At 66.0% G+C, this 22,482-nt stretch carries 21 protein-coding genes and 1 pseudogene; 12 read left to right on the top strand and 10 right to left on the bottom strand.

Going from position 1 to position 22,482, the window contains the following annotated elements; genetic code table 11:
- Window positions 1-81: 81 nt before the first annotated feature.
- A complete protein-coding gene (locus LRS09_RS01560; RefSeq protein WP_257803823.1) occupies window positions 82-1,656 on the top strand; it encodes a hypothetical protein in 1,575 nt (524 codons plus the stop codon).
- Window positions 1,657-1,716: 60 nt separating this feature from the next.
- Here LRS09_RS01560 and LRS09_RS01555 read toward each other — a convergent pair whose 3' ends face one another.
- From LRS09_RS01555 to LRS09_RS01530, 6 genes are all read right to left on the bottom strand, one after another.
- Window positions 1,717-2,346, bottom strand: coding sequence for a hypothetical protein (locus tag LRS09_RS01555; RefSeq protein WP_257803822.1), 630 nt, complete (start codon window positions 2,344-2,346; stop codon window positions 1,717-1,719).
- Between the two features lie 138 nt (window positions 2,347-2,484).
- Complete coding sequence (locus LRS09_RS01550) at window positions 2,485-5,115, bottom strand: caspase family protein (RefSeq protein WP_257803821.1); 2,631 nt, start codon at window positions 5,113-5,115, stop codon at window positions 2,485-2,487.
- Window positions 5,116-5,158: 43 nt separating this feature from the next.
- Window positions 5,159-5,848: a tetratricopeptide repeat protein gene (locus LRS09_RS01545; RefSeq protein ID WP_257803820.1), complete on the bottom strand. Its 690-nt coding sequence runs from the start codon at window positions 5,846-5,848 to the stop codon at window positions 5,159-5,161.
- Window positions 5,845-8,031: a caspase family protein gene (locus tag LRS09_RS01540; RefSeq protein WP_257803819.1), complete on the bottom strand. Its 2,187-nt coding sequence runs from the start codon at window positions 8,029-8,031 to the stop codon at window positions 5,845-5,847. The genes LRS09_RS01545 and LRS09_RS01540 overlap by 4 nt, the downstream gene beginning before the upstream one ends.
- A 72-nt stretch (window positions 8,032-8,103) precedes the next feature.
- On the bottom strand, window positions 8,104-8,361 hold the full coding sequence (locus LRS09_RS01535) for a SemiSWEET family sugar transporter (protein WP_257803818.1): 258 nt from the start codon (window positions 8,359-8,361) through the stop codon (window positions 8,104-8,106).
- A 151-nt stretch (window positions 8,362-8,512) separates the two neighbouring features.
- Window positions 8,513-9,712, bottom strand: a complete 1,200-nt coding sequence (locus LRS09_RS01530; protein WP_257803816.1) for a pyridoxal phosphate-dependent aminotransferase — start codon at window positions 9,710-9,712, stop codon at window positions 8,513-8,515.
- 235 nt (window positions 9,713-9,947) lie between these two features.
- Between LRS09_RS01530 and LRS09_RS01525 the strand changes: the two genes are divergently transcribed.
- The 9 genes and pseudogenes from LRS09_RS01525 (at window position 9,948) to LRS09_RS01485 (ending at window position 18,623) form a co-directional block, all read left to right on the top strand.
- Window positions 9,948-10,775 carry an EAL domain-containing protein gene (locus LRS09_RS01525; RefSeq protein ID WP_308240266.1) on the top strand — a complete coding sequence of 276 codons (828 nt, stop codon included), beginning with the start codon at window positions 9,948-9,950 and terminating at the stop codon, window positions 10,773-10,775.
- 104 nt (window positions 10,776-10,879) lie between these two features.
- Window positions 10,880-11,731 carry an EAL domain-containing protein gene (locus tag LRS09_RS01520; protein WP_257803815.1) on the top strand — a complete coding sequence of 284 codons (852 nt, stop codon included), beginning with the start codon at window positions 10,880-10,882 and terminating at the stop codon, window positions 11,729-11,731.
- Between the two features lie 94 nt (window positions 11,732-11,825).
- Complete coding sequence (locus LRS09_RS01515; protein WP_257803814.1) at window positions 11,826-12,461, top strand: glutathione S-transferase family protein; 636 nt, start codon at window positions 11,826-11,828, stop codon at window positions 12,459-12,461.
- Window positions 12,462-12,602: 141 nt separating this feature from the next.
- Window positions 12,603-13,916 (top strand): sn-glycerol-3-phosphate ABC transporter substrate-binding protein UgpB, encoded by a 1,314-nt coding sequence (gene ugpB, locus LRS09_RS01510; RefSeq protein ID WP_374684801.1) that lies wholly within the window; start codon window positions 12,603-12,605, stop codon window positions 13,914-13,916.
- Between the two features lie 64 nt (window positions 13,917-13,980).
- Window positions 13,981-14,868, top strand: a complete 888-nt coding sequence (gene ugpA / locus LRS09_RS01505; protein WP_257803812.1) for a sn-glycerol-3-phosphate ABC transporter permease UgpA — start codon at window positions 13,981-13,983, stop codon at window positions 14,866-14,868.
- A 73-nt stretch (window positions 14,869-14,941) separates the two neighbouring features.
- Window positions 14,942-15,790 (top strand): sn-glycerol-3-phosphate ABC transporter permease UgpE, encoded by an 849-nt coding sequence (ugpE, locus tag LRS09_RS01500; RefSeq protein WP_257810099.1) that lies wholly within the window; start codon window positions 14,942-14,944, stop codon window positions 15,788-15,790.
- 8 nt (window positions 15,791-15,798) lie between these two features.
- Window positions 15,799-16,862 (top strand): annotated as a pseudogene (locus LRS09_RS01495) (sn-glycerol-3-phosphate import ATP-binding protein UgpC).
- Window positions 16,863-16,932: 70 nt separating this feature from the next.
- On the top strand, window positions 16,933-17,955 hold the full coding sequence (locus tag LRS09_RS01490) for a sensor histidine kinase (protein WP_257803811.1): 1,023 nt from the start codon (window positions 16,933-16,935) through the stop codon (window positions 17,953-17,955).
- 359 nt (window positions 17,956-18,314) lie between these two features.
- Window positions 18,315-18,623 (top strand): hypothetical protein, encoded by a 309-nt coding sequence (locus LRS09_RS01485; RefSeq protein ID WP_257803809.1) that lies wholly within the window; start codon window positions 18,315-18,317, stop codon window positions 18,621-18,623.
- A gap of 139 nt (window positions 18,624-18,762) precedes the next feature.
- Here the strand turns inward: LRS09_RS01485 and LRS09_RS30175 are convergent, their stop codons facing one another.
- A complete protein-coding gene (locus tag LRS09_RS30175) occupies window positions 18,763-19,020 on the bottom strand; it encodes a methylated-DNA--[protein]-cysteine S-methyltransferase (RefSeq protein ID WP_374684800.1) in 258 nt (85 codons plus the stop codon).
- A 544-nt stretch (window positions 19,021-19,564) separates the two neighbouring features.
- Here LRS09_RS30175 and LRS09_RS01475 point away from each other — a divergent pair.
- On the top strand, window positions 19,565-20,308 hold the full coding sequence (locus LRS09_RS01475; RefSeq protein ID WP_257803808.1) for a lytic transglycosylase domain-containing protein: 744 nt from the start codon (window positions 19,565-19,567) through the stop codon (window positions 20,306-20,308).
- A 72-nt stretch (window positions 20,309-20,380) separates the two neighbouring features.
- Complete coding sequence (locus LRS09_RS01470; protein WP_257803807.1) at window positions 20,381-20,899, top strand: hypothetical protein; 519 nt, start codon at window positions 20,381-20,383, stop codon at window positions 20,897-20,899.
- Between the two features lie 14 nt (window positions 20,900-20,913).
- Here LRS09_RS01470 and LRS09_RS01465 read toward each other — a convergent pair whose 3' ends face one another.
- The 3 genes from LRS09_RS01465 to LRS09_RS01455 all read right to left on the bottom strand — a co-directional run bounded on the left by LRS09_RS01465 (window position 20,914) and on the right by LRS09_RS01455 (window position 22,304).
- Window positions 20,914-21,243, bottom strand: coding sequence for a hypothetical protein (locus LRS09_RS01465; protein WP_257803806.1), 330 nt, complete (start codon window positions 21,241-21,243; stop codon window positions 20,914-20,916).
- Window positions 21,244-21,286: 43 nt separating this feature from the next.
- The gene (locus tag LRS09_RS01460) at window positions 21,287-21,697 is read right to left on the bottom strand and encodes a hypothetical protein (RefSeq protein WP_308240265.1); all 411 of its coding nucleotides are present in this window, start codon (window positions 21,695-21,697) and stop codon (window positions 21,287-21,289) included.
- A 208-nt stretch (window positions 21,698-21,905) separates the two neighbouring features.
- Window positions 21,906-22,304 (bottom strand): hypothetical protein, encoded by a 399-nt coding sequence (locus tag LRS09_RS01455; protein ID WP_257803805.1) that lies wholly within the window; start codon window positions 22,302-22,304, stop codon window positions 21,906-21,908.
- Window positions 22,305-22,482 lie beyond the last annotated feature (178 nt).

Below are 22,482 nucleotides of genomic sequence, written 5' to 3'. Positions count from 1 at the left end.
CTGCATAATCCTCGACTTCAACCAGTAAGTGTGGGATATTGTCTTGGTTGCAGGGAGGCTACGATGAAAGTTCAACTGGACATGTTCGCCGTCGAGTTGGGAGCCGCACTGCTCATCCAACTCGAGACGGATGGAGGCATCGTCCGTATCCTCGCCGATGCTGGAGACGGCAGGCACGATGTGAATTCCCGTCTGCCGAAGGCCGTTTCAGATTTCGGCGGGCAGGCGATCCATATCGATCTGATGATTGGCACGCATTACGACAGGGATCATCTCGAAGGCCTCATCGCCATCATCGAGAATCCGGCGGTGAGCATCGGCGAAGCCTGGTTGCCTCCGGTCGCCAACGACACAGTGTTGCAGATGGCCGGAGAGCCGATCCCGGATCGAAACCTGCTCGCGCTGCAGTTTGCCCGGCCGGACGGCAGCCAGGTTCTCGCGGACTATCTGGATAGCAAAGAGAGAGTTTGTCTTCGCCTTGGCGGGATGGAGCGGTCTGTCGACAGACTGCGAGAGGTCAAGCGCCGGTGGTCGATGGACGACGACCTACCTCGACCCTGGCGGGGGAGAGAAGGGTTTTCGGCGGAGGCTATCGAGGCCGTAGAGGGCGTGTTCGCTCGTCATCTGTCCGACGCGGAATCGACGGTCGAATCCGTGACCCGGGCTCGCGACACAGGCAGGGTCCTTCACGGGCACGGGGATGATCGGATGGAGAATCCGTGGGAGCTCACGGAGCGCCTGCAAGCACTGGGAAAACGCGCGCGTGGAGGCAAGCGCAGGCCGATTGCGCTGGATTTCGATCTGGAGTTTCAATCGTGGGAGGCAGTTCCCGCCAACGCCTCGCAACTCGTCACGCTTGCCGCCATTCGGAAGGCGGCGGCAAAGGACGCGATCAATGCCGCTTGGCTCAACAAGGTCGTGACGGCGCTTCGCAAGAAGAGAGTGCCCATCCGCTGCAGCACGATTCCGGATGGCACGCCGCGGCGCTTCGGCTGGGACGGGTCCGCCAAGCGATTCTCGCCACTGGCGGCTGGCGACAAGGGCCCATCCATCGTGCTGCTCGGGCCGTCGGACAGCCTTGTGCAGAAATATGCCGAGAAGCTGCCCGTCGGCGTCTATGCGATGCTTTTCGAGACGCGCATTCCCATCAAGCCGATCACTGCCAGCAACCAGCTAAGCTATGTCATGGTCGTGGAGCATGGTCAGGAACGGATCCTGATCAGCGGTGATGCGGGGTGCGTCGACTTCAGGCATGGACGCAACGATCCGTATTTCCCCGATCTGCTGAAGGAACTGTCGACATTGAATGTCGTGCAGGTCGCGCACCACGCCGGCTACAATTCGCATTTCTACCGGTGCCTGCTGGATGCCGGATTTCCCGCCCAGGGGTCGGTTACCTACCTGCTGCTTTCGCACGCGACCAACGACGAGGTGCGCCCCACGCCTGAATTCTCGAAGTTCATCGAGAACATGGCTCTGGACCGGAGGAATGTGAGCCTGCTGTTCACCTGCCAGCCGCAGGAAGCGAAGGTTCGCGACGTCAAGAGCGTGATTGCCCCGGTGGAAGGTGGGGCAAGTTCGTCCAGCGGCGACGTGCGGCTGCTGTTCGATGGCACGTCTTGGACACTGCGCCGTCATGCGGTCGCGGTCCAGTAGCACCGGCGCGTCTCCCCGCGCCGCTGCCACGAGTGCCTGTCGCTCTCCTGCCGTCCGAACTCAGTTCGCCGCGAAGCAGTAGAACAGGCCAGCGCCGCCGGTGCCCTTCAGCGCGTCCTGGCTACATCCGCCACGCGAGGCATGCGCCGCATTCCAGGATGTCGCGGTCGGCAGCGTGTCCGGCCCTTTGCGATCGTGATGGCCGAGCATGGCCGCACCCTCCGCGCCGCTGGTTGTCCAGTTGGAGCAGGTGTTCGTCCCGTCCACCGTGCCGTCCGCCTTGGTGCCGGTCAGGATGTCGTGTTCGTTCGGTTGATCACCGCGCCCCTTCACGACTTCTCCCTTTTCGGTCAGGCCGGTTTCCTTGGTGATGCCGTTGGCGTCGCTGTGCAGGGAGGCGACGTCGTCGGCGATCTTCTCGCCCTTGGCGTTGAACCACGGGCCGGAACCGATGCGGTCCTTCGCGTTCACCTGGTCGGTCGACAGATAGGCCCGCCAGGTCTTGCCGGTCACGCCGGCCGCCTCGGCAAGCTGCGCGCAATGTGCGTCGGCGCCTTCCAGCCCGCCCAGGTCGGCGCCCTTGCCGCTGCCGACGCTGGTGATGAAAAAGCTCATCGACGTGTCCTGCGCCTGCGCAGGAACAAGCATCGCGCCGGCCAGGGCCGCGGAGACGATCAGCAGACGTTTCATGGACTATCCTCCTCTGTCGTGTTCGGGCTACCGTCGCACGGCACCGCACATACGAACGCATACGTATCGCGGCCGTCGCGTCGAAAAGGCGACGAGGAGAACAACTTGTCGTGAGGGCGGCTTGAGCCCGGGCGGCTTTCAGGGCTTCGGCAATGCCAGCTGCGCGTCGATCGCGGCGATCTGCTTTTCCCAGAAGCCCTGACCGGATCTGCCCATTCCATTCTCCCGAAAGGTGGTGCGGGCGTCCTCGAAAGCGGCTCGGGCGCCGATGAGCGCGTCGCGATCCATGCCGCGCTCACCAAGTTCGCGCAGCACCTCGCCGGTGACCGAGCGGATACGCGCCCACTGGATCGGGATCTGCACGCGGTCGACGTGGCGCAGGGCGATGGCGAGCGCCTCCTCCGCCGCGCGTAGCGCCGGCAGGCCGTTCTCCGCCCGGCCGATCCTGAGCAGCACCCGGCCCTCGTTGTAGTAGGAGGCGGCGTAGGCGGCGGCGTCGTTCTCAAGCGTGTAGACTTGCCGTGCTGCGCGATTGGCGCTGACGGCGCTGCGATAGAAGGCCGGATCGCCGGTGAGGTCACCGAGCCCGATGTAGGCGGACGAGATGTTGCTCTGCGCCTGCGCCCAGGTGTCAGGCGATTTTTCGCGGGTCGCCACCGTCATTGCCGCCTCGTGTGCGGCGATGCCGCGGTAGATGAACTTGGTGTCTCCCGTGGTCACGCCATAGGCGCTATAGGAGCCGCCGAGGTTGGACTGGGCCGTGGCCCAGAGGTGGGGCGTCTTCTCCTTGGTCCAGATCGTCAGCGTGCGCTCGATCGCCTTGTAGGATTTTTCGAACTCCTTTGCGTCGTTGTCCATATTGGCGATCGTGTAGTGAACGTTACCGAGATTCATCTGCAGACCGGCCCATTGCTCGGGGGCAACCTCGCGAGTCATGATCCCGGCCGCACCCTCGAAGGAGCGCACCGCGTTGGCCAGCGCCTCGCGGTCGCCAGTTCGCTCGCCGATGATGTGGTAGAGCGATCCGAGGTTGAGCTGGGTGTAGGCCCAGTCCTCAGGTAGGCGCTCGCGGGGCTGCTCTTTCAGGATGGCCTGGTAGATGTCGGCGGCGCGCTGCAGCCAGACCGCGTCCATCGTCCGCTCGCCGAGTTGGGTCATCACGATCGCCATGTTGCCGCGCAGCGCCGCATCACGGCGAGCGTTGGGCGCCGCACGACCGACCTGCCAGGCCGTTTCATACGCCGCCAATGAACGCTGCAGGCCGTCGCTGTTCGCATAGCGCTTGCCGAAATCAGCCCATGCGTCGGCCTCCGAGACCTTTAGGAAATAGGAGCGACCGACATCGTAGCGCTCGATCTGACCGAAGGCGTCGGCATAACGCAGCGCCGCCGTCTCGAAATCGAAGTTGAGCAGCGCGGTCTCGGCGTGGTCCTGAAACGTCCGTGACAACTCGGACCGCCGCTTCCTGATGTCGGCTTCGGCCTCGTCGAGCGCCCTGTCGATTTCGGCGGCACGCGTGCTTGCCCGCTCGCGCAGGGAAAGCGCCAACCGGATTGCGCCTTCCGCCTCTGCCTGATCGGCGAGCGAGCCCAGCCGCACGATCTCGGGGTCGGTCCGGGCCTGGAGATCGCGGGAAGCAATGATCTCCTTCAGCCGCCGCGCGCCCTCTTCGAGCTGCGAGCCGAGGTCGGCGTCCCTCTTCGCCACATCAACGCCCAGCACGTCGAGCATGCCGTAGAGTTCGTCCATCTGCACGCCATGGGTGCTGGCGACCTGTTCGACGAGATGGCGAGTCGGCAGCGGCGTCGCGGCGATGGTGAGCAGCAGCTTGCGCCGCTCGCCGCGGATTTGCGCCTCGTCGCCCTTCGCCTCCTCCGGCGCGAGGCCGAAGAAGAGCTGTCGGCGCAGGCTCGCATTCGTCCATGGCAGTTGTCGGGCGGCGGTGGCGAGGTAGACTTCTTCCGTCACCATTGTCATCACGTCGCCAAAGGCGAAGCCGGCGGCGGGCAGATGCTTGGCGAGTGCTGCGGCGTAAGGGCTCGATCCGCCGGCGCCGTCCAGAGCGGCCTTGCCCGGCTCTGCCGCGAAGCCGATGACGACGCCAAGTGTGTCGGGGTCTGTGCCGCCTGCTTTCTTCATCGGCACGACGCCGCGCAGCGCGCCAAGCCCGGCCGTCGCCACCGGCGCAGGAGAGCTCCCATCAGCCGCGATCATTGCACCGGGCGGGAAAGGATTCGTCCGGCAGGCGTCCAGCAACATGATCGTGACAGGTACGGCCGCCTGCAGTTCGGACAGGAGAGGGGAGAGGGCGACGAGGCCCTGCGGGTCATCCGGCGCCGTGTCGACGGGCACGAGGAAATTCTCGCCGCCCGCCTCGATGCCGTGGCCGGCAAAATAGAGGAGGGCGACGTCGGAGCCCTCGGCATCCTCGGCGAAGCGGCGCAATGCCCGCGAGAGCCGGGTGTGGTCGGCATCGAGCACGGTCGACACCTCGAAGCCGAGATCGCCGAGCAGGCCAGAGATCAGCCGGGCGTCGTTCGCGGGGTTGGCGAGCGGGGGTAAGGCGGCGTAGCTCGACTGGCCGATGACGAGGGCGATGCCCTTCAGCGCCTTGTCCTGCGCCTCGGCTGCCGTCGCGACGAAAACGATCAGGCATGCCGCAAGCGCAGCGAGCGCCTGCCGGACGATCATGCGCCGCATTGGGAGCGATGCCGTCGCCATGCGGCCGCCCACGTTCACACGAAACTCGCGCTTATCTGCGGAACGCATCGTGGCATTCCGATGGCCGCGCGGCAAGGCCGCCGCGGCTTGGTTAGTTGGCAGTGCTCTTGGCGTCCTTCAGCTTATTCTCCACGTCGAGCGACAGCAGCGCCAGTTGCGCTTCGCCGGCGAGCAGTTCGGCCGCGCGGGTGCGCTTCTCGTCGCCGAACACCTTCCAGATCTCCACTGTCTGGTCGAGCGTTTCTTTGGCCTGCTGGAGAAGGGCCGGGTCCTTGCCGAGCTTGCCGGCTTCGAGGAGCGTCTCGCCGAGTGCCCCGGTGGTGCGCGCCCAGTCAAAGGCGGCCTCGTTGGGATTGAACACTTCGAGCGCCTGGCGATATTCGCCGACGGCTTGGACGTAGAGGGCCGCGTCGCTCTTCATCGCCGCCAGTTCGGCGAGCATGCCGCCGAGATTGTTGCGCAGCATCGCCCAGTCGCGGGGAAGCGTGTCGCGCGGCGTTCCCTCGACGGCGTCGCGGCCCGCGGCAATGGCGCGCTCCAGGGCGTCGGCGTCCTTCGATACCTGCGCGAGGTTCCAGTACGCGCTGGCGAGATGGCCGCTGGTGGCTGCCCAGTCGGCCGGAACCACGCCGCGACGCCGCTCCTCGAGTGCCAGACGAAACGCCGCGACGGCTTCGTTCAGCATCGTGGCGTCGCGCGTCTTCTCGCCCTGCCGGCGCAGCGCAATGCCGATATTGTCCTGCAACGCCGCCCAGCGCAGCGGCGCACGCTCGCGGGTCATCTCTTCCGCGGCGAGCCGAAAGGAGGCAAGGGCCGCGTCGAGATCCTTCCTTCTTCGCCTGTCCGCTCGGCAAGCAGCGCCTGCGCGGTCCCGAGGTTTGCAACCGTCTCCGCCCACAGAAGCGGACCGCGCTCGCGCGTGCCGACTTCAAGTACAGCCTGATAGGCTTCGATCGCCTCATGGATACGCTCGTTGCCTGCGCCGCGCGCGGCGAGCTCGGACAGGATGATGGCGCGGTTGTTTTCGCTGGTCATCCAGTCGAGCGGGACGGTGTCGCGGGTACGCACCTGCAGCGCCGCATCGACCGCGCCGAGGGCGGCTTCGAGCGTGGTGGGATCGGCCAGGCGTCGGCCGATTTCGTACTGGATCGCGCCCATGCGGTGCATCAGCCGGCCCCACAGGGCCGGCTGCCTGTCGAGCGGCACCTGCGCCGTCGTCTCGCCGAGGACCATCGACGCCTGGTCGAGCTGATCTATGCCCGGTTGGCGCATGCCGGAGAGAAGCAGCGCGTAGGCGAGCTCCGACTTGAGATCGACCTGCAGGTCGACGGGCGTGTCCGCGGGTGCCGCGGTGATCGCGTCGCGCAAGGTTTCGACCGCCTCGGTCAGGCGCTCGCTATCGGCCTCCCGGTCGCCCCTTGTCGCGAGCGCGTTGCCGAGGCCCGCCTGCGCTTTCAGCCAGTCGACGGGGTTGCGGCGCAGTGGCGCGAGGTCGGCCGCGTCGCGGAACGCCTCGATGCCGGCGTCGAGCGCTGCATTGTCCGCGCCGTAATAGCCCTGGTCGGCAAGGGCCTTGGCCTGCGCGAGCTTGTAGCGGACGGCGAGGCCGTCATCGACGCGCTCGACCTCCGCGAAGGCGCGGGCGAAGTCGTCCGCCGCCTTGGCGTGCTCGAATTTCAGGAGCCAGGTCGCAGCGGAGGCGGCGTAGACCGAGGCGCGCTCCTTGCGCAGCTCGGCAGCACCGGTCTCGACGGCGGCCAGGCCGTCCGACAGCGCATCCATGCGCGCGCGCGCTTGGCGATGGAATTCGGTCGCGGCATCGAGCGCGCCCTCGCGCACGGCCTCGTCGGCGAGAGCGGCGAGGCGCGCGAGGTCCGGGTCGCTCAGTTTTGCGCCGGAAGCGGCGAGGCGTTCCTGGGCGAACTCTCCCTGCGCCCGCAGCAACCGGTCGAACTCGTCCGGCGCTTTGGGCGCGTGGTCGCCGGCGGCGCGTAGCGCTGCGAACAGCAGGCCCATCGGCACGCTCTTTTCGCGCGCGACGGCGGCGACCTGCGCCCGGTCGACGGAACTGAGCGATGCGATGGTGAGGAGCAGGCCGCGACGTTCGGTCCTGATCGGCGTGCGCTCGTCGGCCGCCGGCTCGGCCGAGCCACCGAAGTAGAGCTGGCGGCGCAGGCTCGCATTGGTCCAGGGAACCTGGCGGCCGTCAGAGTCGAGATAGACCTCCTCGGCGACGAGCGTCATGATGTCGGCGAAGTGCAGGCCCTGCGCCGACAGGTGCTTGAGCAGGGCGGTGGCGTAAGGGCTGGTACCGCCCGGCTCGCCGTCGAGCGCCACCTTGCCGGGCTCGGCCGCGAAGCCGACGATGGCGCCGACCGAATCCGGCTTGCCGGGATCGGAGGCAAAGGGCGTGACGCCGCGGCTCGCGCCCAAGCCCGTCGCCGCGATCGGCTGCGGCCTGCCGTTGTCGTCGAGGAGGGTGGTTCCCGCCGGAAATGGGTTGTTGCGGCAGGCATCGAGCAGGACGATGGTGACGGGAACGGATTTCTGGAGTCGTTCCAGGAGCTTCGTCGCGGAAGCGAACCCCTTGGGTTCGGATGGGAGCGCGTCGACGGGCACGAGGAAGTTCTCGCCGCCGGCCTCCACGCCATGGCCCGAATAGTAGACCAGCGCGACGTCCGCGCCGCGGGCGCGCTCCTCGAAGCCGCCGAGCGCGCCTGAGAGGCCTCGCGCGTCGGCGTCCATCAGCGTCTCGACTTCGAAGCCGAGCTTTTCGAGCATCGCTGCGATCTGGCGGGCGTCGTTGGCCGGGTTAGGGAGCGGCGCCAGCGATGCGTAGCGGGACTGGCCGACGACCAGCGCCACACCCTTCAACGGCTTGTCCTGCGCAAGACCGGCAGTCGACAGGACCAGGAAAATCGCAAGGACCGTCCAACGCGCCAGCAGGTTCCTCCAGCGTGCCATCATCTCCAACCCGTTCGTATTTCCGCAGCGGAAGCTACATGATTGCGCCTTGATGGCAATCCGATGGCGGCCTCAACCGTAACGGAGCTTCAAAGCCACGATGCTCAACGCACAGGCGAGCGTCACCAGATTGGCGCCGATCAACGGCCAGGAGCCGATCAGGATGCCATAGACTAGCCAAAGGAAAACGCCGGAGGCGAAGGCGCCGTTGGCGATCAGCGACACGCCGGCCGTCTGCCGCTCGCGGAACATCTTCACCATCTGCGGCACCCAGCAGAGCGAGGTGATGACGGCGGCCGCGCTGCCGATCAGTTCGACGGGGAGGTTCATCCAGCGTTCTCCGGGGAATGCCTGAAATGCGGGCGGGGCGATACGCCGCCACCTCGCCGCCTGTCAATGACGGCTTCGTCGCAGCCGGATGTCCCGAGACGATATCGGGAAGGGGCCGGCGGCGTGGAGATGCCGCCGGCCGGTTCGCGAATCACAGCGAGTTGGTGAAACGCTGGATGCGGATGCAGGCCTCTTCGAGCGTCTTCTCCGACGCTGCGTAGGAGATGCGGAAGTTGGGGCCGAGGCCGAAGGCCGAGCCGTGCACCACCGCCACGCCTTCCGCCTCGAGCAGCTCGGAGACGAAGTCCTCGTCGGTCGCGATCACCTTGCCCGACGGACCCTTCTTGCCGATCACGCCCTCGCAGGAGGGGTAGACGTAGAAGGCACCTTCCGGCACCGGGCAGTTGATGCCGCGGGCCTGGTTCAGCATCGACACGACGAGGTCGCGGCGCGCCTGGAAGATCGCCTTGTTCTTGTGCACGAAGTCCTGCGGCCCGTTCAGCGCCTCGACCGAGGCCCACTGCGCGATGGTGCAGGCGCCCGAGGTCTGCTGGCCCTGGATCATGTCCATCGCCTTGATGAGCTGCACGGGGCCGGCCGCGTAGCCGATGCGCCAGCCGGTCATGGCATAGGCCTTCGACACGCCGTTCATCGTCAGGGTGCGGTCGTAGAGCGCCGGTTCCACCTCGGCGAGCGTCGTGAAGACGAAATCGCCATAGGTCAGGTGCTCGTACATGTCGTCCGTCAGCGTCCACACATGCGGATGCTTGAGCAGCACGTCGGCAAGCGCCCTGAGTTCGTCACGCGTGTAGGCGGCACCCGACGGGTTGGACGGTGAGTTCATCACCAGCCATTTCGTCTTCGGCGTGATCGCCTTCTCCAGCGCGGCGGCGGTGAGCTTGAAGCCGTTGTCGATCGTCGTCGGCGCAAACACGGGCGTGCCGCCGCAGATCGCCACCATCTCCGGATAGCTCACCCAGTAGGGTGTCGGGATCACCACCTCGTCGCCGGGGTTCAGCGTCGCCATGAAGGCGTTGAACAGAATCTGCTTGCCGCCGGTGCCGACGATGGTCTGCTCCGGCTTGTAGTCGAGATTGTTCTCGCGCTTGAACTTGGCGGCGATCGCCTCGCGCAGCGGGACGATGCCGGACACCGGCGGATACTTCGTCTCGCCGCGGCGGATCGCCTCGATCGCCGCGTTCTTGACGTTGTCCGGCGTGTCGAAATCCGGCTCGCCCGCACCGAGCGAAATCACGTCCCGGCCTTTCGCTTTCAGTTCCCGGGCCTTCTGGGTCACCGCGATGGTCGCGGAAGGCTTCACACGGGAAAGGACGTCGGCCAGGAACGCCATGACGGAAAGTCTCCTTGAGGATCTCAGCGCGGTTTCGCGCGGGCTCCTCATGTCGCAAGACGGCAGCGGGCGCAAGTATCGATCCGCCCCGCCCGCGTTAACGAGTGGTAAAATCTTGGTCGTTAGCCTGCGCGCCGACAGTACCAGCAGAGATCCACGCCATGGCGCGCAGCGTCGGCCTCGCCCATGTGACCGCCCATCCTGACGGAAGCTATGTCGGGGTGTGGGGTACTATGTGCTTCGCAGCGCGTTCCAGCCGATCTTTTCCTTCGTGAACGGAAAACTCGTTCCTGTCGCCTTCGAGGGGCTGCTGAGGCCATCGCGAAACGGTGCGGCGGCTGCGCCCGGCGTCTTCTTCGGCCTGATCCCGCCGATCGACCGGATGCATGTCGAGACGTTGTCGCGGACGCTGCATCTCCTCAACGCCGGCAAGTTTCTGCATCCGTCGGCGAGGGTGTTCATCAATTTCGATCCGTCGGTGTTCAGCGACAGGGAACTGACAGAAGCTGCGCTGCGCGACATGCGGCTCGTGCTCCACGAGGCGGAGGTCGCGCCGGAGAGAATCGTCTGCGAGGTGACGGAGCAGCGGACGGCCTCTCAATCCACGCTGTTCTCCTTCGTCGAGGCGCTGCGCAAGCACGGATTCAGCATCGCCGTCGACGATTTCGGCGCGGAGGATTCCGACATCCACCGGATCGAGCGTCTGAAGCCCGACGTCGTCAAGTTCGACGCGCACTGGATCAACTGGCTGATGAACTCCGGCCCAGGCTACGCGCTGCTCGCCGGCATGGTCGAGTCCTTCACGCGGCAGGGCATCCGCACGGTCTTCGAGGGCATCGAGCACGGCTGGCAGCTCGAGCTCGCCGAGAAGAGCGGCGTGTCGATGGTGCAGGGCTATGCGATCGCCTATCCCGAGACCGTCCCTGCTGTCTTTCCTTTTCCCTCGCCTGAAGTCGCTGTGGTCGAGCGCGGCGAGGCCAAAGCCCACCCTTCGGCAGCGGCGCCGGCCGCACTGCCACGACGGGCACCCTCGTTCGGCCGTCGAGGTTCCACTCCCGGTTAATACCTAGGATTGCAACATCGAAATTCACGGCTTGCAAAGAAATCGTCGGGATATTCGCCCGCGGCAATCGCCGGTTGGCGCAGTGGCCGCGTGCGGAGGGGTAATTGACCGGTCGATTGATCTTCGACAACGAAATTCTGGTTGACGAGATCGGCCTGCGCACAGCGCGGTATCGTGACGTCCACATCAAGTCCGCCTATCAGCCGGTCTGGCGTTTCCGCGACGGCGTGCTGCGCGCGCGGTCCGTCGAGGCGTTCGCACGCGTGTTTCGGGAGGGCGTCGCCGTGCCGGCGGTCGAATTCCTGGCTCAGGTCGCGCCGGAGGAGAGGTTCTACGTCGAGTGGCTGTGTCAGACGCTCCACCTTGAGAATTATCCAAATATCGGCGCTTCCGGCGTCGAGCTGTTCTTCAACTACGACCCCGGGGTGAACACCGATCTCGACAGGTCGGTCGCTCAGCTCGACGAGATGGCGGAACGCCTTGGACGCCTCGGCGTGGACGCAGGGCTGCTCGTCTGCGAGATAACGCAGGCTGACACGGTGGATCGCGACACATTCGTGCGCCTGGCGGCCGAGATCCGTCGCCTCGGCATGAGGCTCGCCATCGACGGCTTTGGGGTGGCCAATGCCACGCTCGACCATGTCAGGGCCGTCGCGCCCGAATTCGTCAAGTTCGACGGCGCCTTCCTGCGCCGCGTGATGGAGGAGCCGGCCGCGCTGCACCTGCTTTCCCGGCTGTCGAACAGCCTCAAGGCGGCCGGAGCGCTGGTGATCTTCGAGGGGCTGGAGACGCCGTCCCAGCTCGTGACCGGGATCGAAACCGGCGCGGACTATCTGCAGGGCTTTCTCCTCGGCAAGCCGGAACTCGCCGGATCGCATTTCGACGACAGGCCATGGCGGATCGAGCATTTCACCGGCCTCGGCGACCGCGTCGTGCCGCTCTACGCCGCCAGCTGATCCATCAGCGGCGCTGATCCTTCTCTCACTATTTCTGGCTGGTCTGCCGAGGGCCGGCGAGGCACAGTCGTGGAGATCAGCAAGGGAAACGACGATGATCCGCATCTACGGAATGGCCGACAGCGGCAACTGCTACAAGCCGCGGCTCCTGCTGGCGATGCTCGGGCAACCCTTCGAGCATGTCGAAACCAGTTCGCGCGACGGCACCACACGCTCGCCGGCCTTCCTCGCCAAGAACGCCAACGGAAAGGTGCCGCTGCTGGAGCTGGAGGACGGCCGGTTCCTGGCCGAATCGAACGCGATCCTGCTCTATCTCGGGGAGGGCTCGCGCTTCGTCCCGTCCGACCCCTACGAACGCGCTCTGGTCTATCAATGGCTGTTCTTCGAGCAGTACAGCCACGAACCGCTGATCGCCGTGCGCCGGTCGCTGGTCCTCTATCCGGAGCGCGCCGCGCTGGCGACGCCGGAGCGGATGGCGAGCCTTCTCGACGGCGGCCACAAGGCGCTCGGCGTCATGGAGACCCGGCTGGCGGTCGAGCCATGGCTTGTCGGCGACGAGATCGGCGTGGCCGACATCGCGCTCTTCGCCTACACGCAACACGCCGATATTGCCGGCTATGACATGGCGCGCTTTCCAGGCGTCGTCCGCTGGCTCGACCGGGTGAGGGCTGCACCGGGCTATGTCGATCTTGATTGGAAGCCGGCACAACATTCCGCGTTCGGCGGCTGATTGGAAAACAGGCGAAGCAGGAGCGAAAGAGGAGCGAACTTTTGATATAGACATGCGCGGCCGTGCATGTTGTCATCCCCCCGTAATAAAGCATGACCAAATACGACCGGTGATCAACCGGCTATCTTACGGGAGAGAATGATGAGAGTCCCCACACTGCTTTCGCTTGCAACCGCGCTCACTGCGCTGCCGTTCATGTCCGGCTCGGCCTTCGCCGTGACGGAAATCACTTGGTGGCACGCGATGACCGGCGCCAACAATGAAGTCGTCGAGACGCTGTCCAAGGAATTCAACGAGAAGCAGACCGAATACAAGGTGACGCCCGTCTTCAAGGGCACCTATCCGGAGACGCTGAACGCCGGCATCGCCGCCTTCCGCGCCAAGCAGCCGCCGCACATCATCCAGGTCTTCGACGTCGGCACCGGCGTGATGATGGCCGCAGAGGGCGCGGTGAAGCCCGTCGCCGAGATCCTGTCGATGGGCGGCAAGGCCTTCGACAAGAGCCAGTATCTGCCGGGCATCGTCGCCTACTATTCGAAGCCGGACGGGACGATGCTCTCGTTCCCCTACAATTCGTCCTCGCCGATCCTCTACTACAACAAGGACATCTTCCAGAAGGCCGGCCTCGACCCGGAGACCCCGCCGAAGACCTGGCCCGAAGTGTTCGAGGCGGCGCGCAAGATCAAGACCTCGGGCGCTGCGGCCTGCGGCTATACCTCGACCTGGCTGACCTGGATCGGCCTCGAGAATTTCACCGCCTGGAACAACCTGCAGTACGGCACGAACGAGAACGGCCTCGCCTCGACCGACGTGGAACTCACCTTCAACACCGAGCCCTACGTCAAGCACTTCCAGACGATCGCCGACCTCGCCAAGGAAGGCGTGTTCCGCTACGGCGGCCGCACCTCCGAGGCCAAGCAGCTCTTCCTGTCGCAGGAGTGCGGCATCTTCACCGAATCCTCCGGGGGCCTGGGCGACGTGATCAAGTCGGGCATCAAATACGGCCTCGGCCAGTTGCCCTACTATCCGGACCTGGAAGGCGCGCCGCAGAACACGATTCCCGGGGGCGCCTCGCTGTGGGTCTTCGCCGGCAAGTCCGACGAGGAATACAAGGGCGTGGCTGCGTTCTTCGACTTCCTGTCGCAGACGGAGATCCAGGCGCGGCTGCACCAGAAGTCGGGCTACCTGCCCGTCACCATGGCTGCCTATGAAGCTACGAAGTCGTCCGGCTTCTACGAGCAGAACCCGGGCCGCGAGATCCCGATCCAGCAGATGATGGGCAAGGCCCCGACCGCGAACTCGAAGGGTGTGCGTCTCGTCAACCTGCCGCAGGTTCGCGACATCCAGAACGAGGAGTTCGAAAAGATGCTTGCCGGCGAACAGACCGCGCAGCAGGCGCTCGACAATGCCGTCAAGCGCGGCAACGAGGCGATCCAGCAGGCGATCGGCAACTGATAACCGAACATCCGGGCGCTGCGGCCTTTCGCGGCGTCCGGACTCTCTCCGGCTGGATCCCGCTTTGTCCGCAACTCGCGTCACATTCCCGAACAAGGTATTGCCGTACCTGCTGCTCGCGCCGCAGCTGGCGATCACCTTGGTCTTCTTCTACTGGCCGGCGAGCCAGGCGCTGCAACAGTCGTTTCTGCGCGAAGACCCGTTCGGCCTGCAGAGCCAGTTCGTTGGGCTGGCCAACTTCCGCCGCGTCCTCAGTAATCCCAACTACATCGGTTCGCTGCAGGTAACGGTCATCTTCTCGGTGGCCACCGCCGTCCTTGCCATGGTGGTCGCGCTGCTGCTCGCCGTGATGGCCGACAAGGTGATCCGCGGCCGGGGCATCTACCGCACGCTGATGATCTGGCCTTACGCCGTGGCGCCTGCGATCGCGGGCATGCTCTGGCTTTTCATGTTCAATCCGACGATGGGCACCTTCGCATACATGTTGAGGGCCACCGGCTACAATTGGGATCCGCTGCTCAACGGCAACCAGGCGATGGTGCTCATCATCGCGGCGGCGGCCTGGAAGCAGATCAGCTACAACTTCCTGTTCTTCGTCGCAGGGCTTCAATCGATCCCGAAATCGTTGATCGAGGCGGCGGCGATAGACGGCGCGGGCGAGAGCAAGCGGTTCTGGACAATCGTCTTTCCGCTGCTGGCTCCGACGACCTTCTTCCTGCTGGTGATCAACACCACTTACGCCTTCTTCGACACATTCGGCATCATCCACGCCGTCACGGGCGGGGGGCCGGGCAAGGCGACCGAGACGCTGGTCTACAAGGTCTACAACGATGGCTTCGTGAACCTCATCCTCGGCGACTCCGCTGCGCAATCCGTGATCCTCATGGTCATCGTGATCGCGCTGACGGCCTTCCAGTTCCGCTACGTGGAAAAGAAGGTGCACTATGGCTGAGTCCGCCGCCGCGAAGGAGCCGTCAGCAGCGATGTCCACGGCGGCGTATCTTGGACGGCAGGAGGAGGGCTCGATGGTCGGCCTCAGCCGCACCTCGCGCTACACCGCGCACACGATTCTGATCGTTGGCATCCTGATCGTCGCATTCCCGATATACTACACGTTCGTCGCTTCCACCCATTCGCTGCAGACGATCCTGCGTCCGCCGCTTCCCCTGCTGCCGGGCAAGGAATTCTTCAACAACTACTACGAGGCACTGTTCGGAGGCGTCGGTCGTATCGGCGGTGTTCCCGTCGGCACGCTGCTCTTCAACACGACAGTCGTTGCGTTGGCGATCGCCATCGGCAAGATCTTCATCTCGATCCTGTCGGCCTATGCGATCGTGTTCTTCCGCTTCCCGTTCCGCATGACCTTCTTCTGGCTGATCTTCATCACGCTGATGCTGCCGGTCGAGGTGCGCATCCTGCCGACCTACAAGGTGATGGTGGATCTCGGCCTGATCGACACCTATACCGGCCTCACCCTGCCACTGATGGCGTCGGCCACCGCGACGCTCTTGTTCCGGCAGTTCTTCCTGACCATTCCGGGCGAGCTGGTGGAGGCTGCACGCGTCGACGGCGCGGGGCCGTGGCGGTTCTTCAAGGATATCCTGCTGCCACTCAGCCGGACCAACATCGCGGCTCTCTTCGTCATCCTCTTCATCTACGGCTGGACGCAATATCTGTGGCCGCTTCTCGTCACCAACGACAACCAGATGAACACGATCGTCATCGCGCTCAGGAAGATGATCTCCTTCGCCGACGCCGACACCGAGTGGCATCTGGTGATGGTGACCTGCGTGCTTGCCATCCTGCCGCCGATCCTGGTCGTCGTCCTGATGCAGCGCTGGTTTGTGAAGGGCCTGGTCGAGACCGAGAAATAGGAGAGCCCATGGCGACCGTCGCGCTGAAGGACGTCCGCAAGAACTATGGCAACCAGGAGGTCATCCATGGCGTCGACCTCGACGTCAAGGACCGCGAGTTCATCGTCATCGTCGGACCGTCGGGCTGCGGCAAGTCCACGCTGCTGCGTATGGTGGCCGGGCTGGAACGCATAACAAGCGGCCAGATCTGGATCGACGGCAGGGTCGTCAACGAGCTCGAGCCGCGCCAGCGCAACATCGCGATGGTGTTCCAGAACTATGCGCTCTACCCGCACATGTCGGTCTTCGACAACATGGCCTACGGCCTGAAGATCGCAGGCCTGTCGCGCGACGAGATCAAGGCGAGGGTCGGCAAGGCAGCGTCGATGTTGCGGCTGGAGCCCTATCTTGACCGCAAGCCGAAGCAGCTCTCCGGCGGGCAGCGCCAGCGTGTGGCTATGGGACGCGCGCTGGTGCGCGAGCCGGCAGCCTTTCTATTCGACGAGCCTCTTTCCAATCTCGATGCCAAGCTGCGGGTGCAGATGCGGCTCGAGATCAAGACGCTGCAGCGCAATGTCGGCACGACCTCGCTCTACGTGACACACGATCAGGTGGAGGCGATGACGCTGGCCGACCGGCTGGTGGTGATGAACGAAGGCGTGGCCGAGCAAATCGCGACGCCGATGGAGGTGTAGCGCGCCCTGCGACGACGTTCGTAGCCGGCTTTATCGGCTCGCCGGCGATGAATCTAATGGCAGGCGAGGTGTCGGGCGGGGCAGTCTCGTTTCCGGCGGGAAGCAGCGTCAGGCTGCGTGAGACCGTTGTTCCCGACGATGGCCGCAAGGTGCTGCTTGGGCTCCGGCCCGAACATGTCCGAGCGGTGGCGCCGTCGGAGGCGGATTTCAGCCTGACGGTCGCGGCGGTCGAGACGCTGGGGGCCGACACGTTGGCGCACGGGCGGATTGCCGGCGAAAATGACTTCGTCGTGCGGTTGCCGGGCGCAAGGCTGGTGGCGGTCGGCGAGACCATACCACTTGCCATCGAGCCGGGTGCGGCGCATCTCTTCGATGCGTCGAGCGGCCGGCGCATATGACGCCGACTGGTGTCGTCGGGACCTGTCATATTTAGTTGCCGCCGGTTTCGGCAGGGGCTAACCAGCGGGCATGACCAGCGACGATGATCTTTTAGCTTCCGCAACGGCAGACGCCCATCTCGCGGCGATCGTGGACTCATCCTTCGACGCGATCGTCAGCAAGGATCTGAACAGCATCATCACAAGCTGGAACAAGGCAGCGGAGCGGCTGTTCGGCTATACGGCCGAAGAGGCTATCGGGCGCTCGGTGATGATGCTTATCCCGGACGACCGTCGGCAGGAAGAGGTCGAGATCATCGCCCGCATACGGCGCGGCGAGCCGATGCCGAGCTTCGAGACGATCCGCAAGCGCAAGGACGGCTCGATGGTGCCCGTCTCGCTGACCGTCTCGCCGATCCGCAATCCGTCCGGGCGGATCGTGGGAGCTTCGAAGATTGCGCGGGACATCACCGCCACCAAGGAGAGCGAGCGGCGCATCCGCCTGCTGATGCGCGAGGTGAACCACCGCGTGAAGAATCAGTTCGCCGTCATCCTGTCGATGGTGCGCGAGACCGGCCGCCGCACCAGCGATCCGCAGGAGTTCGAACAGCGGGTGCGCGACCGAATCATGGCTCTGTCGCGCTCGCACGATCTTCTGGTCAATTCGGATTGGGTGGGGGCGTCGCTGGCCGAACTCGTCGAGGAGCACCTGAAGCCGTTCGGTCGCGAGAACCAGATCAGGATCGAGGGGCCCGCGCTCCGGCTGAGCTCCAACGCCGTGCAGAATCTCGGCATGGCTTTCCACGAACTCGGCACCAACTCCGCCAAATACGGAGCGCTGTCGTCCGACGCGGGCCGGCTCGAGGTGACCTGGCAGATTGCAGCGCGCGAGGAGGGCCTGAGCGATCTGCAACTGATATGGAACGAGACCTTTCCGCCGCTTCCGGGAGAGCGGCGCTCCGATCCGTCGCGCAAGGGGTTCGGCACAGTGGTGCTGCAGCGGGTGACGCCGCAGTCGCTCGGCGGACATGCGACGATGAAGCGGGAAGGGGGGACGGTGACCTGGACGCTGACTGCGCCGATGGAGACTGTGGCTGCATCCGATCGGGAATAGCTTGCCCGGCCGCCGTCTCCGCCTGCTGCCGGATCGCTGGGGCGATCGAACGGCAGCAGGGGCGCGCGTCGCGCTCCGCCGTCAGCATCCGTGACTTGCAGAAAGCGTGCGAACCGTGGTTCGCCGCGCGCCCGGAGAGGCCGCCAGGGCCGGCGCACCGCTCCGGCCAGCATCGGCCTCCGCGGTAGCGCCCAGCACCCGGAAGGAAGGAGAGATCCTTCGGGCGCCGTTGGACGGGATATGGGTGGGCAGGGCTGATTTTGCAAGGCCGGGCCCTTCGCGGCCGGATCGTGCGCCCTATCTCGGTCATGATTGACGTGCTTCAATCACGCCCACCGCCGCAGGTTCAGGAGGTTTTCATGCGAACCGCACTCATCGCGCTCACGCTCGTCGCGACCGTTCTGCCGGCGCATGCGATCTCGCGCTACAATTCGATGCAGATGTCCTGCGGCGAGGCGCAGAGCCGGATCAAGGAGGAGGGGGCGGTGATCCTGCGCTACCGCTCGGCCCGCGATCCCTCGTTGCCGCTCTACGACCGCTACGTCGCCCACGACGGCTACTGCGAGCGTGGCGAATACGCCAAGCTGGAAGTGGTGCCGACTTCCGACACCAACCGCTGCCGCGTGCTGAAGTGCATGCAGAGGACGTATTATCCGTTCGATGAGTAGGCGTTAGGCAGTAGGCAGTAGGCAGTAGAGAAGATCTCTCCGGCTTCCCGATTGCTCTGGGCTGCCGTGTCGAGTTCTTTTCCTACTGCCTACTGCCTACTGCCTACTGCCTACTGCCTACTGCCTACTGCCTACTGCCTCACCCAAACAGATCCCCCTGCGCGGGCGTGGCGATGGCGCCTTCGAGGCGGAGCATCTTTTCCTTGGTCGCAGCGCCTCCGGGCGCGGAGAAGCCGCCGATCTTGCCGCCGGCCGCCAGCACGCGGTGGCAGGGCACGACGAGCGGAACCGGGTTCTTGCCCATTGCCTGGCCGACCGCCTGCGCCTGGCCGGGGAAGCCGGCGCGTTCGGCGAGTTCGCCATAGGTGAGCGTCTCGCCATGGCGGAGCTTCCTCAACGCTGCATAGATCGCGCGGCGCAACGGCTCGACCGGGCCGAAATCGACCGGGTACGGCCGAGAAGTCGACCTGCTCGCCCTTCGCGTAGGCCTCGATCCTGGCCGCGAGCTTCGCGATCTCGGGCGGGAGCTTTGCCGCGCGCGTCGAGGTGAGCCGCCGTGTCAGCGCCTTCTCGGTCTCGGCCGCGTCGCCCGCCGGCAATTGCAGCCGCACGACAGGAGCGCGGTTCGCCTCGGCACGCCAGGCAAGCCCGATCGGACCGAGCACCGTGTCCAGCACGGTGTGGAACAGGGGTGAAGAGGTATCCATGGTCCGCTCCATGAAACGGGCAATCAGTCTACAGCGAGTCTCCGGCCCGAACAATCCGTGAACATTTGCCCGGCAAGAAGCCGCGACTTGCGCCGGGTTGCGGAAAGGGCACCGCGTGGATTACGATTCGCGACCTTTGTCTCATTCCCGCCAGAAATCGGCTGCAATCGGGACAAACGCCAACGACCCTGGAGTTCCGCGCTGTCCGTCCGCCGTCTCTTCTCGATCGCCTGCATGGCCGGACTTGTGACGGGCTGCGTCTCGGGCGATCTGGCTTCGCTCGCGCCGCAACCTTCCCTCCAGCCGCAGGAGGCGGCCTCGTCGCTCGCCGTGGCCGACATCGATGCGGCGGCGGAGGACTTCGCCGGCCTGCCGCTTGCGCCCGCTGTCCCGGCCGTTGCCGCCGCCATGCCGGAAGGTGCCGCACCCAAGGGGGACCGCCTCGTGGCGCAGCAGCCTTCGCCCGAGCGGCTGTCGCAGGTGGCGCTCGCCGCTCCGCAGAACAATGCCGCCGCAGCGATCGCGGCCGCTGTGCCCGAACAGCCATCCGCCGATGAAGTGAAGGTGGCGGCGTTCGCGTCCTTGCCGCCGCGCTCCTCCGGCGCGCCGGTCGATGCGCTGATCGCCAAATATGCCCGCCACTACGAGCTGCCGGAGGCGTTCGTGCGGCGCGTGGTCAAGCGCGAGAGCAACTTCAACCCGAAGGCCTACAATCGCGGCCACTGGGGGCTGATGCAGATCAAGCACCAGACGGCGCGCGGGATGGGCTATCGCGGCTCGGCCGAGGGGCTGTTCGACGCCGAGACCAACCTGATCTATTCGGTGAAATATCTGCGCGGGGCCTATCTCGTGGCGGGCGGCGACGAGCGCCAGGCCGACCGGCTCTACCAGTCGGGCTACTATTACCACGCCAAGCGGGCCGGGCTGCTGGACGAGACGGGTCTCGGGCGGGACCGGGTGCGGAAGCGCAGGCAGTAGGCAGTAGGTTTGCTGCCTCTCCCGGGTCCTGCGATTACGCCGATTTAACGCCTTCGTGCTTAGAACGGGGGCATGTTCAAGAAGAAAGCAAAGATACCGGCGCAGGCGCCGTCTGCCGACGCGCCGAAGAAGCGCTCGATGGTGAAGCTCGCGCTGGGCGCCCTGGTCGGGCTCGCGGCGCTGGGCGGGGGCGGCTATGGCGCCTGGGCCTATCTGATGGCGCCCGCGCCCGAGCAGCATGTCGAGGAAGAGAGGCATGACGGGGTGGATCCGCAGAAGGTGGCGGCGCTGAAGGCGGAAGCGGCTGCCGAGACCTCGGCCACCTACAATTTCGCCCTGTCGCAGATCCTGAAGGGCCGCTGCGGCGCGCTCAACGTCGCGGCGCTGAAGGAGGCGAGCGACGCGGAAGCGGCGCATGACGGGTTGCTGGTGCAGATGTCGTGGCTGGCAGCACTTCGCCGGGCCGGCACGGTGACGGAAGCCTCGTGCGACCGGATGCTGGCCGAGATCGACCGCGCCGAGGTGAAGGCCGAAGGCGGCGGCGCGCCGGCCGCGGGCGGCCATGGCGAGAAGCCCGCCGGCGGACACTAGCCGCCGCGCGCCGCTCAGATATCGCCGCCCTTGCCGATGCGACGCTTGAGGTCGAGCGCCCAGGCGCGGCCCTCGTCGCCGCCCCACAACAGCCAGGCGATGCGGCCGGCCGAGGGTTTCTCGTCGTCGAAGAAGTTGCGGCCGCGCTTGTCGACCTCATGGCGGGCAAAGTAGCTGACCATGCGCCAGATCGTGTCTGGCGTGAGCGGGCGGCGCGCGACGAGCTCGCGGGCGCGTGCTGCGCCGACCTCCGTGCCGCCGCGCCCGAAACGGGCGCGCCATTCGAGGCCGCGCGCGGCGTTCTGCGCGACGATGTCCGGCGGGGTGAAGTCGATCTCGTCCATGCGGGCGAGATAGGGCCGGCCGGCCGCAAGATCCAGCCGCCGGCTAGGCCGGCCGCTCCGGTTCCACCTGCAAGTTCCTCGGCAGGGGCGCGCTCGAACAGGCGAGGTGCATGTCGCGGGCGAACAGTCTGCGCTGCTTTGCCTGGTGCTCCTTGCTCGCGGCCGCGATCGCCAGGCCATAGGGACCCATCAGCGCGCCGGTGGCCCAGCTCATCGGCGGCTTGCGGCCGGCCTCGTAGTTCGCCGCCCGCGCGCGCATCTCGACACATTGCAGCGAGTGGAACTTCGGGTCGTGCTGCGGGAGCGAGGCGGCGTATTGCGCCGGCGACGTCGTGCACCCGGCGATTGCCAACGCCAGCAGGCAGGCGGCTGCCGGCACGGCGCGTTTCACGGCGGAAAAGGCGAGGGGACGGACGGCGGCGCGCGGCGCGGCCGCAGATCGAGCGAACGGCATCGATACTCCATGCTCTGCCCAGCCACCCATCCGCGCCTCTAGCGGAGGCGCGGCCATCGCGCAAGCGGGAAGGGCGATTTACCCGGCGGTACGATGCGGGGAGGTTCTGGCAGGCGGCGGGTCGGCGGATGGAGGGCGCGCGGAGGCGTTGCGCGGGCGCAAGCGCACGTCGCGGGGGGGCCGGGAAGAGGTCTGCGGCGGTTGAAGTTCAGGAGGTGTCGAGGCGCTCGACGGCCAGCGCAAGCAGCGCGGCGGGAACGGCGATCGCGGGACCGGCGGGGCAGCGCCCGGGCGGAATGACGGCCTGCCACTGTTCGCAGGCCCCTTCCAGCAGCGCGGCAAGGGCGGCGGCGAGCGCGCGAAAACTGCGCGCAAGGCGCATGGCCTCGGCGGCGCCCTCGAAGCGGCCCGGCATGCTGGCGGGGAGGTCGCAGCCGGTCAGATCGAAGAGATAGTCCTGCGCGGCCGCCTCGGCAGGGCGCAGGATCCACAGGACGAGACAGCAGACGATGCGGCAGCGGCCGCCGGCGCGCTCCGCGAGATCGGCCAGCGACAACAACCGCGCCACAATGCGCCGCAGCGCCTTCCTGTCCATCTCCCCGCCCATCCCGGCCTCCTTTCCACGCTCAGTATGGGGCGAGGGGCGAAGTGTGGGATGGATTTTGTGAGGGAGAGGGTGGGATTTGGGGAGGCGGAGGTGGGTGGTCCGACGTGTAAGTGTCTGGAACGGCTTAGTTTTCCTGCCCGCGCCCAGCCTTGCCGCTGGCGCGATTTTCCGCGGAAGG

The organism is Mesorhizobium sp. J428 (genome assembly GCF_024699925.1).
Lineage (GTDB): Bacteria > Pseudomonadota > Alphaproteobacteria > Rhizobiales > Rhizobiaceae > Mesorhizobium_A.
Note: the sequence above shows the minus strand (reverse complement) of the source record. Positions and strands in the feature narration are given on the sequence as shown.

Excerpts from the sequence above, each read along its gene's own strand:
- LRS09_RS01560 (WP_257803823.1), top strand. The coding sequence starts at position 82 with ATGTTCGCCGTCGAGTTGGGAGCCGCACTGCTCATCCAACTCGAGACG.
- LRS09_RS01555 (WP_257803822.1), bottom strand. The coding sequence starts at position 2,346 with ATGAAACGTCTGCTGATCGTCTCCGCGGCCCTGGCCGGCGCGATGCTT.
- LRS09_RS01550 (WP_257803821.1), bottom strand. The coding sequence starts at position 5,115 with ATGCGTTCCGCAGATAAGCGCGAGTTTCGTGTGAACGTGGGCGGCCGC.
- LRS09_RS01545 (WP_257803820.1), bottom strand. The coding sequence starts at position 5,848 with ATGACCCGCGAGCGTGCGCCGCTGCGCTGGGCGGCGTTGCAGGACAAT.
- LRS09_RS01540 (WP_257803819.1), bottom strand. The coding sequence starts at position 8,031 with ATGGCACGCTGGAGGAACCTGCTGGCGCGTTGGACGGTCCTTGCGATT.
- LRS09_RS01535 (WP_257803818.1), bottom strand. The coding sequence starts at position 8,361 with ATGAACCTCCCCGTCGAACTGATCGGCAGCGCGGCCGCCGTCATCACC.
- LRS09_RS01530 (WP_257803816.1), bottom strand. The coding sequence starts at position 9,712 with ATGGCGTTCCTGGCCGACGTCCTTTCCCGTGTGAAGCCTTCCGCGACC.
- LRS09_RS01515 (WP_257803814.1), top strand. The coding sequence starts at position 11,826 with ATGATCCGCATCTACGGAATGGCCGACAGCGGCAACTGCTACAAGCCG.
- ugpB (WP_374684801.1), top strand. The coding sequence starts at position 12,603 with ATGAGAGTCCCCACACTGCTTTCGCTTGCAACCGCGCTCACTGCGCTG.
- ugpE (WP_257810099.1), top strand. The coding sequence starts at position 14,942 with ATGGTCGGCCTCAGCCGCACCTCGCGCTACACCGCGCACACGATTCTG.
- LRS09_RS01490 (WP_257803811.1), top strand. The coding sequence starts at position 16,933 with ATGACCAGCGACGATGATCTTTTAGCTTCCGCAACGGCAGACGCCCAT.
- LRS09_RS01485 (WP_257803809.1), top strand. The coding sequence starts at position 18,315 with ATGCGAACCGCACTCATCGCGCTCACGCTCGTCGCGACCGTTCTGCCG.
- LRS09_RS01475 (WP_257803808.1), top strand. The coding sequence starts at position 19,565 with ATGGCCGGACTTGTGACGGGCTGCGTCTCGGGCGATCTGGCTTCGCTC.
- LRS09_RS01470 (WP_257803807.1), top strand. The coding sequence starts at position 20,381 with ATGTTCAAGAAGAAAGCAAAGATACCGGCGCAGGCGCCGTCTGCCGAC.
- LRS09_RS01465 (WP_257803806.1), bottom strand. The coding sequence starts at position 21,243 with ATGGACGAGATCGACTTCACCCCGCCGGACATCGTCGCGCAGAACGCC.
- LRS09_RS01460 (WP_308240265.1), bottom strand. The coding sequence starts at position 21,697 with ATGCCGTTCGCTCGATCTGCGGCCGCGCCGCGCGCCGCCGTCCGTCCC.
- LRS09_RS01455 (WP_257803805.1), bottom strand. The coding sequence starts at position 22,304 with ATGGGCGGGGAGATGGACAGGAAGGCGCTGCGGCGCATTGTGGCGCGG.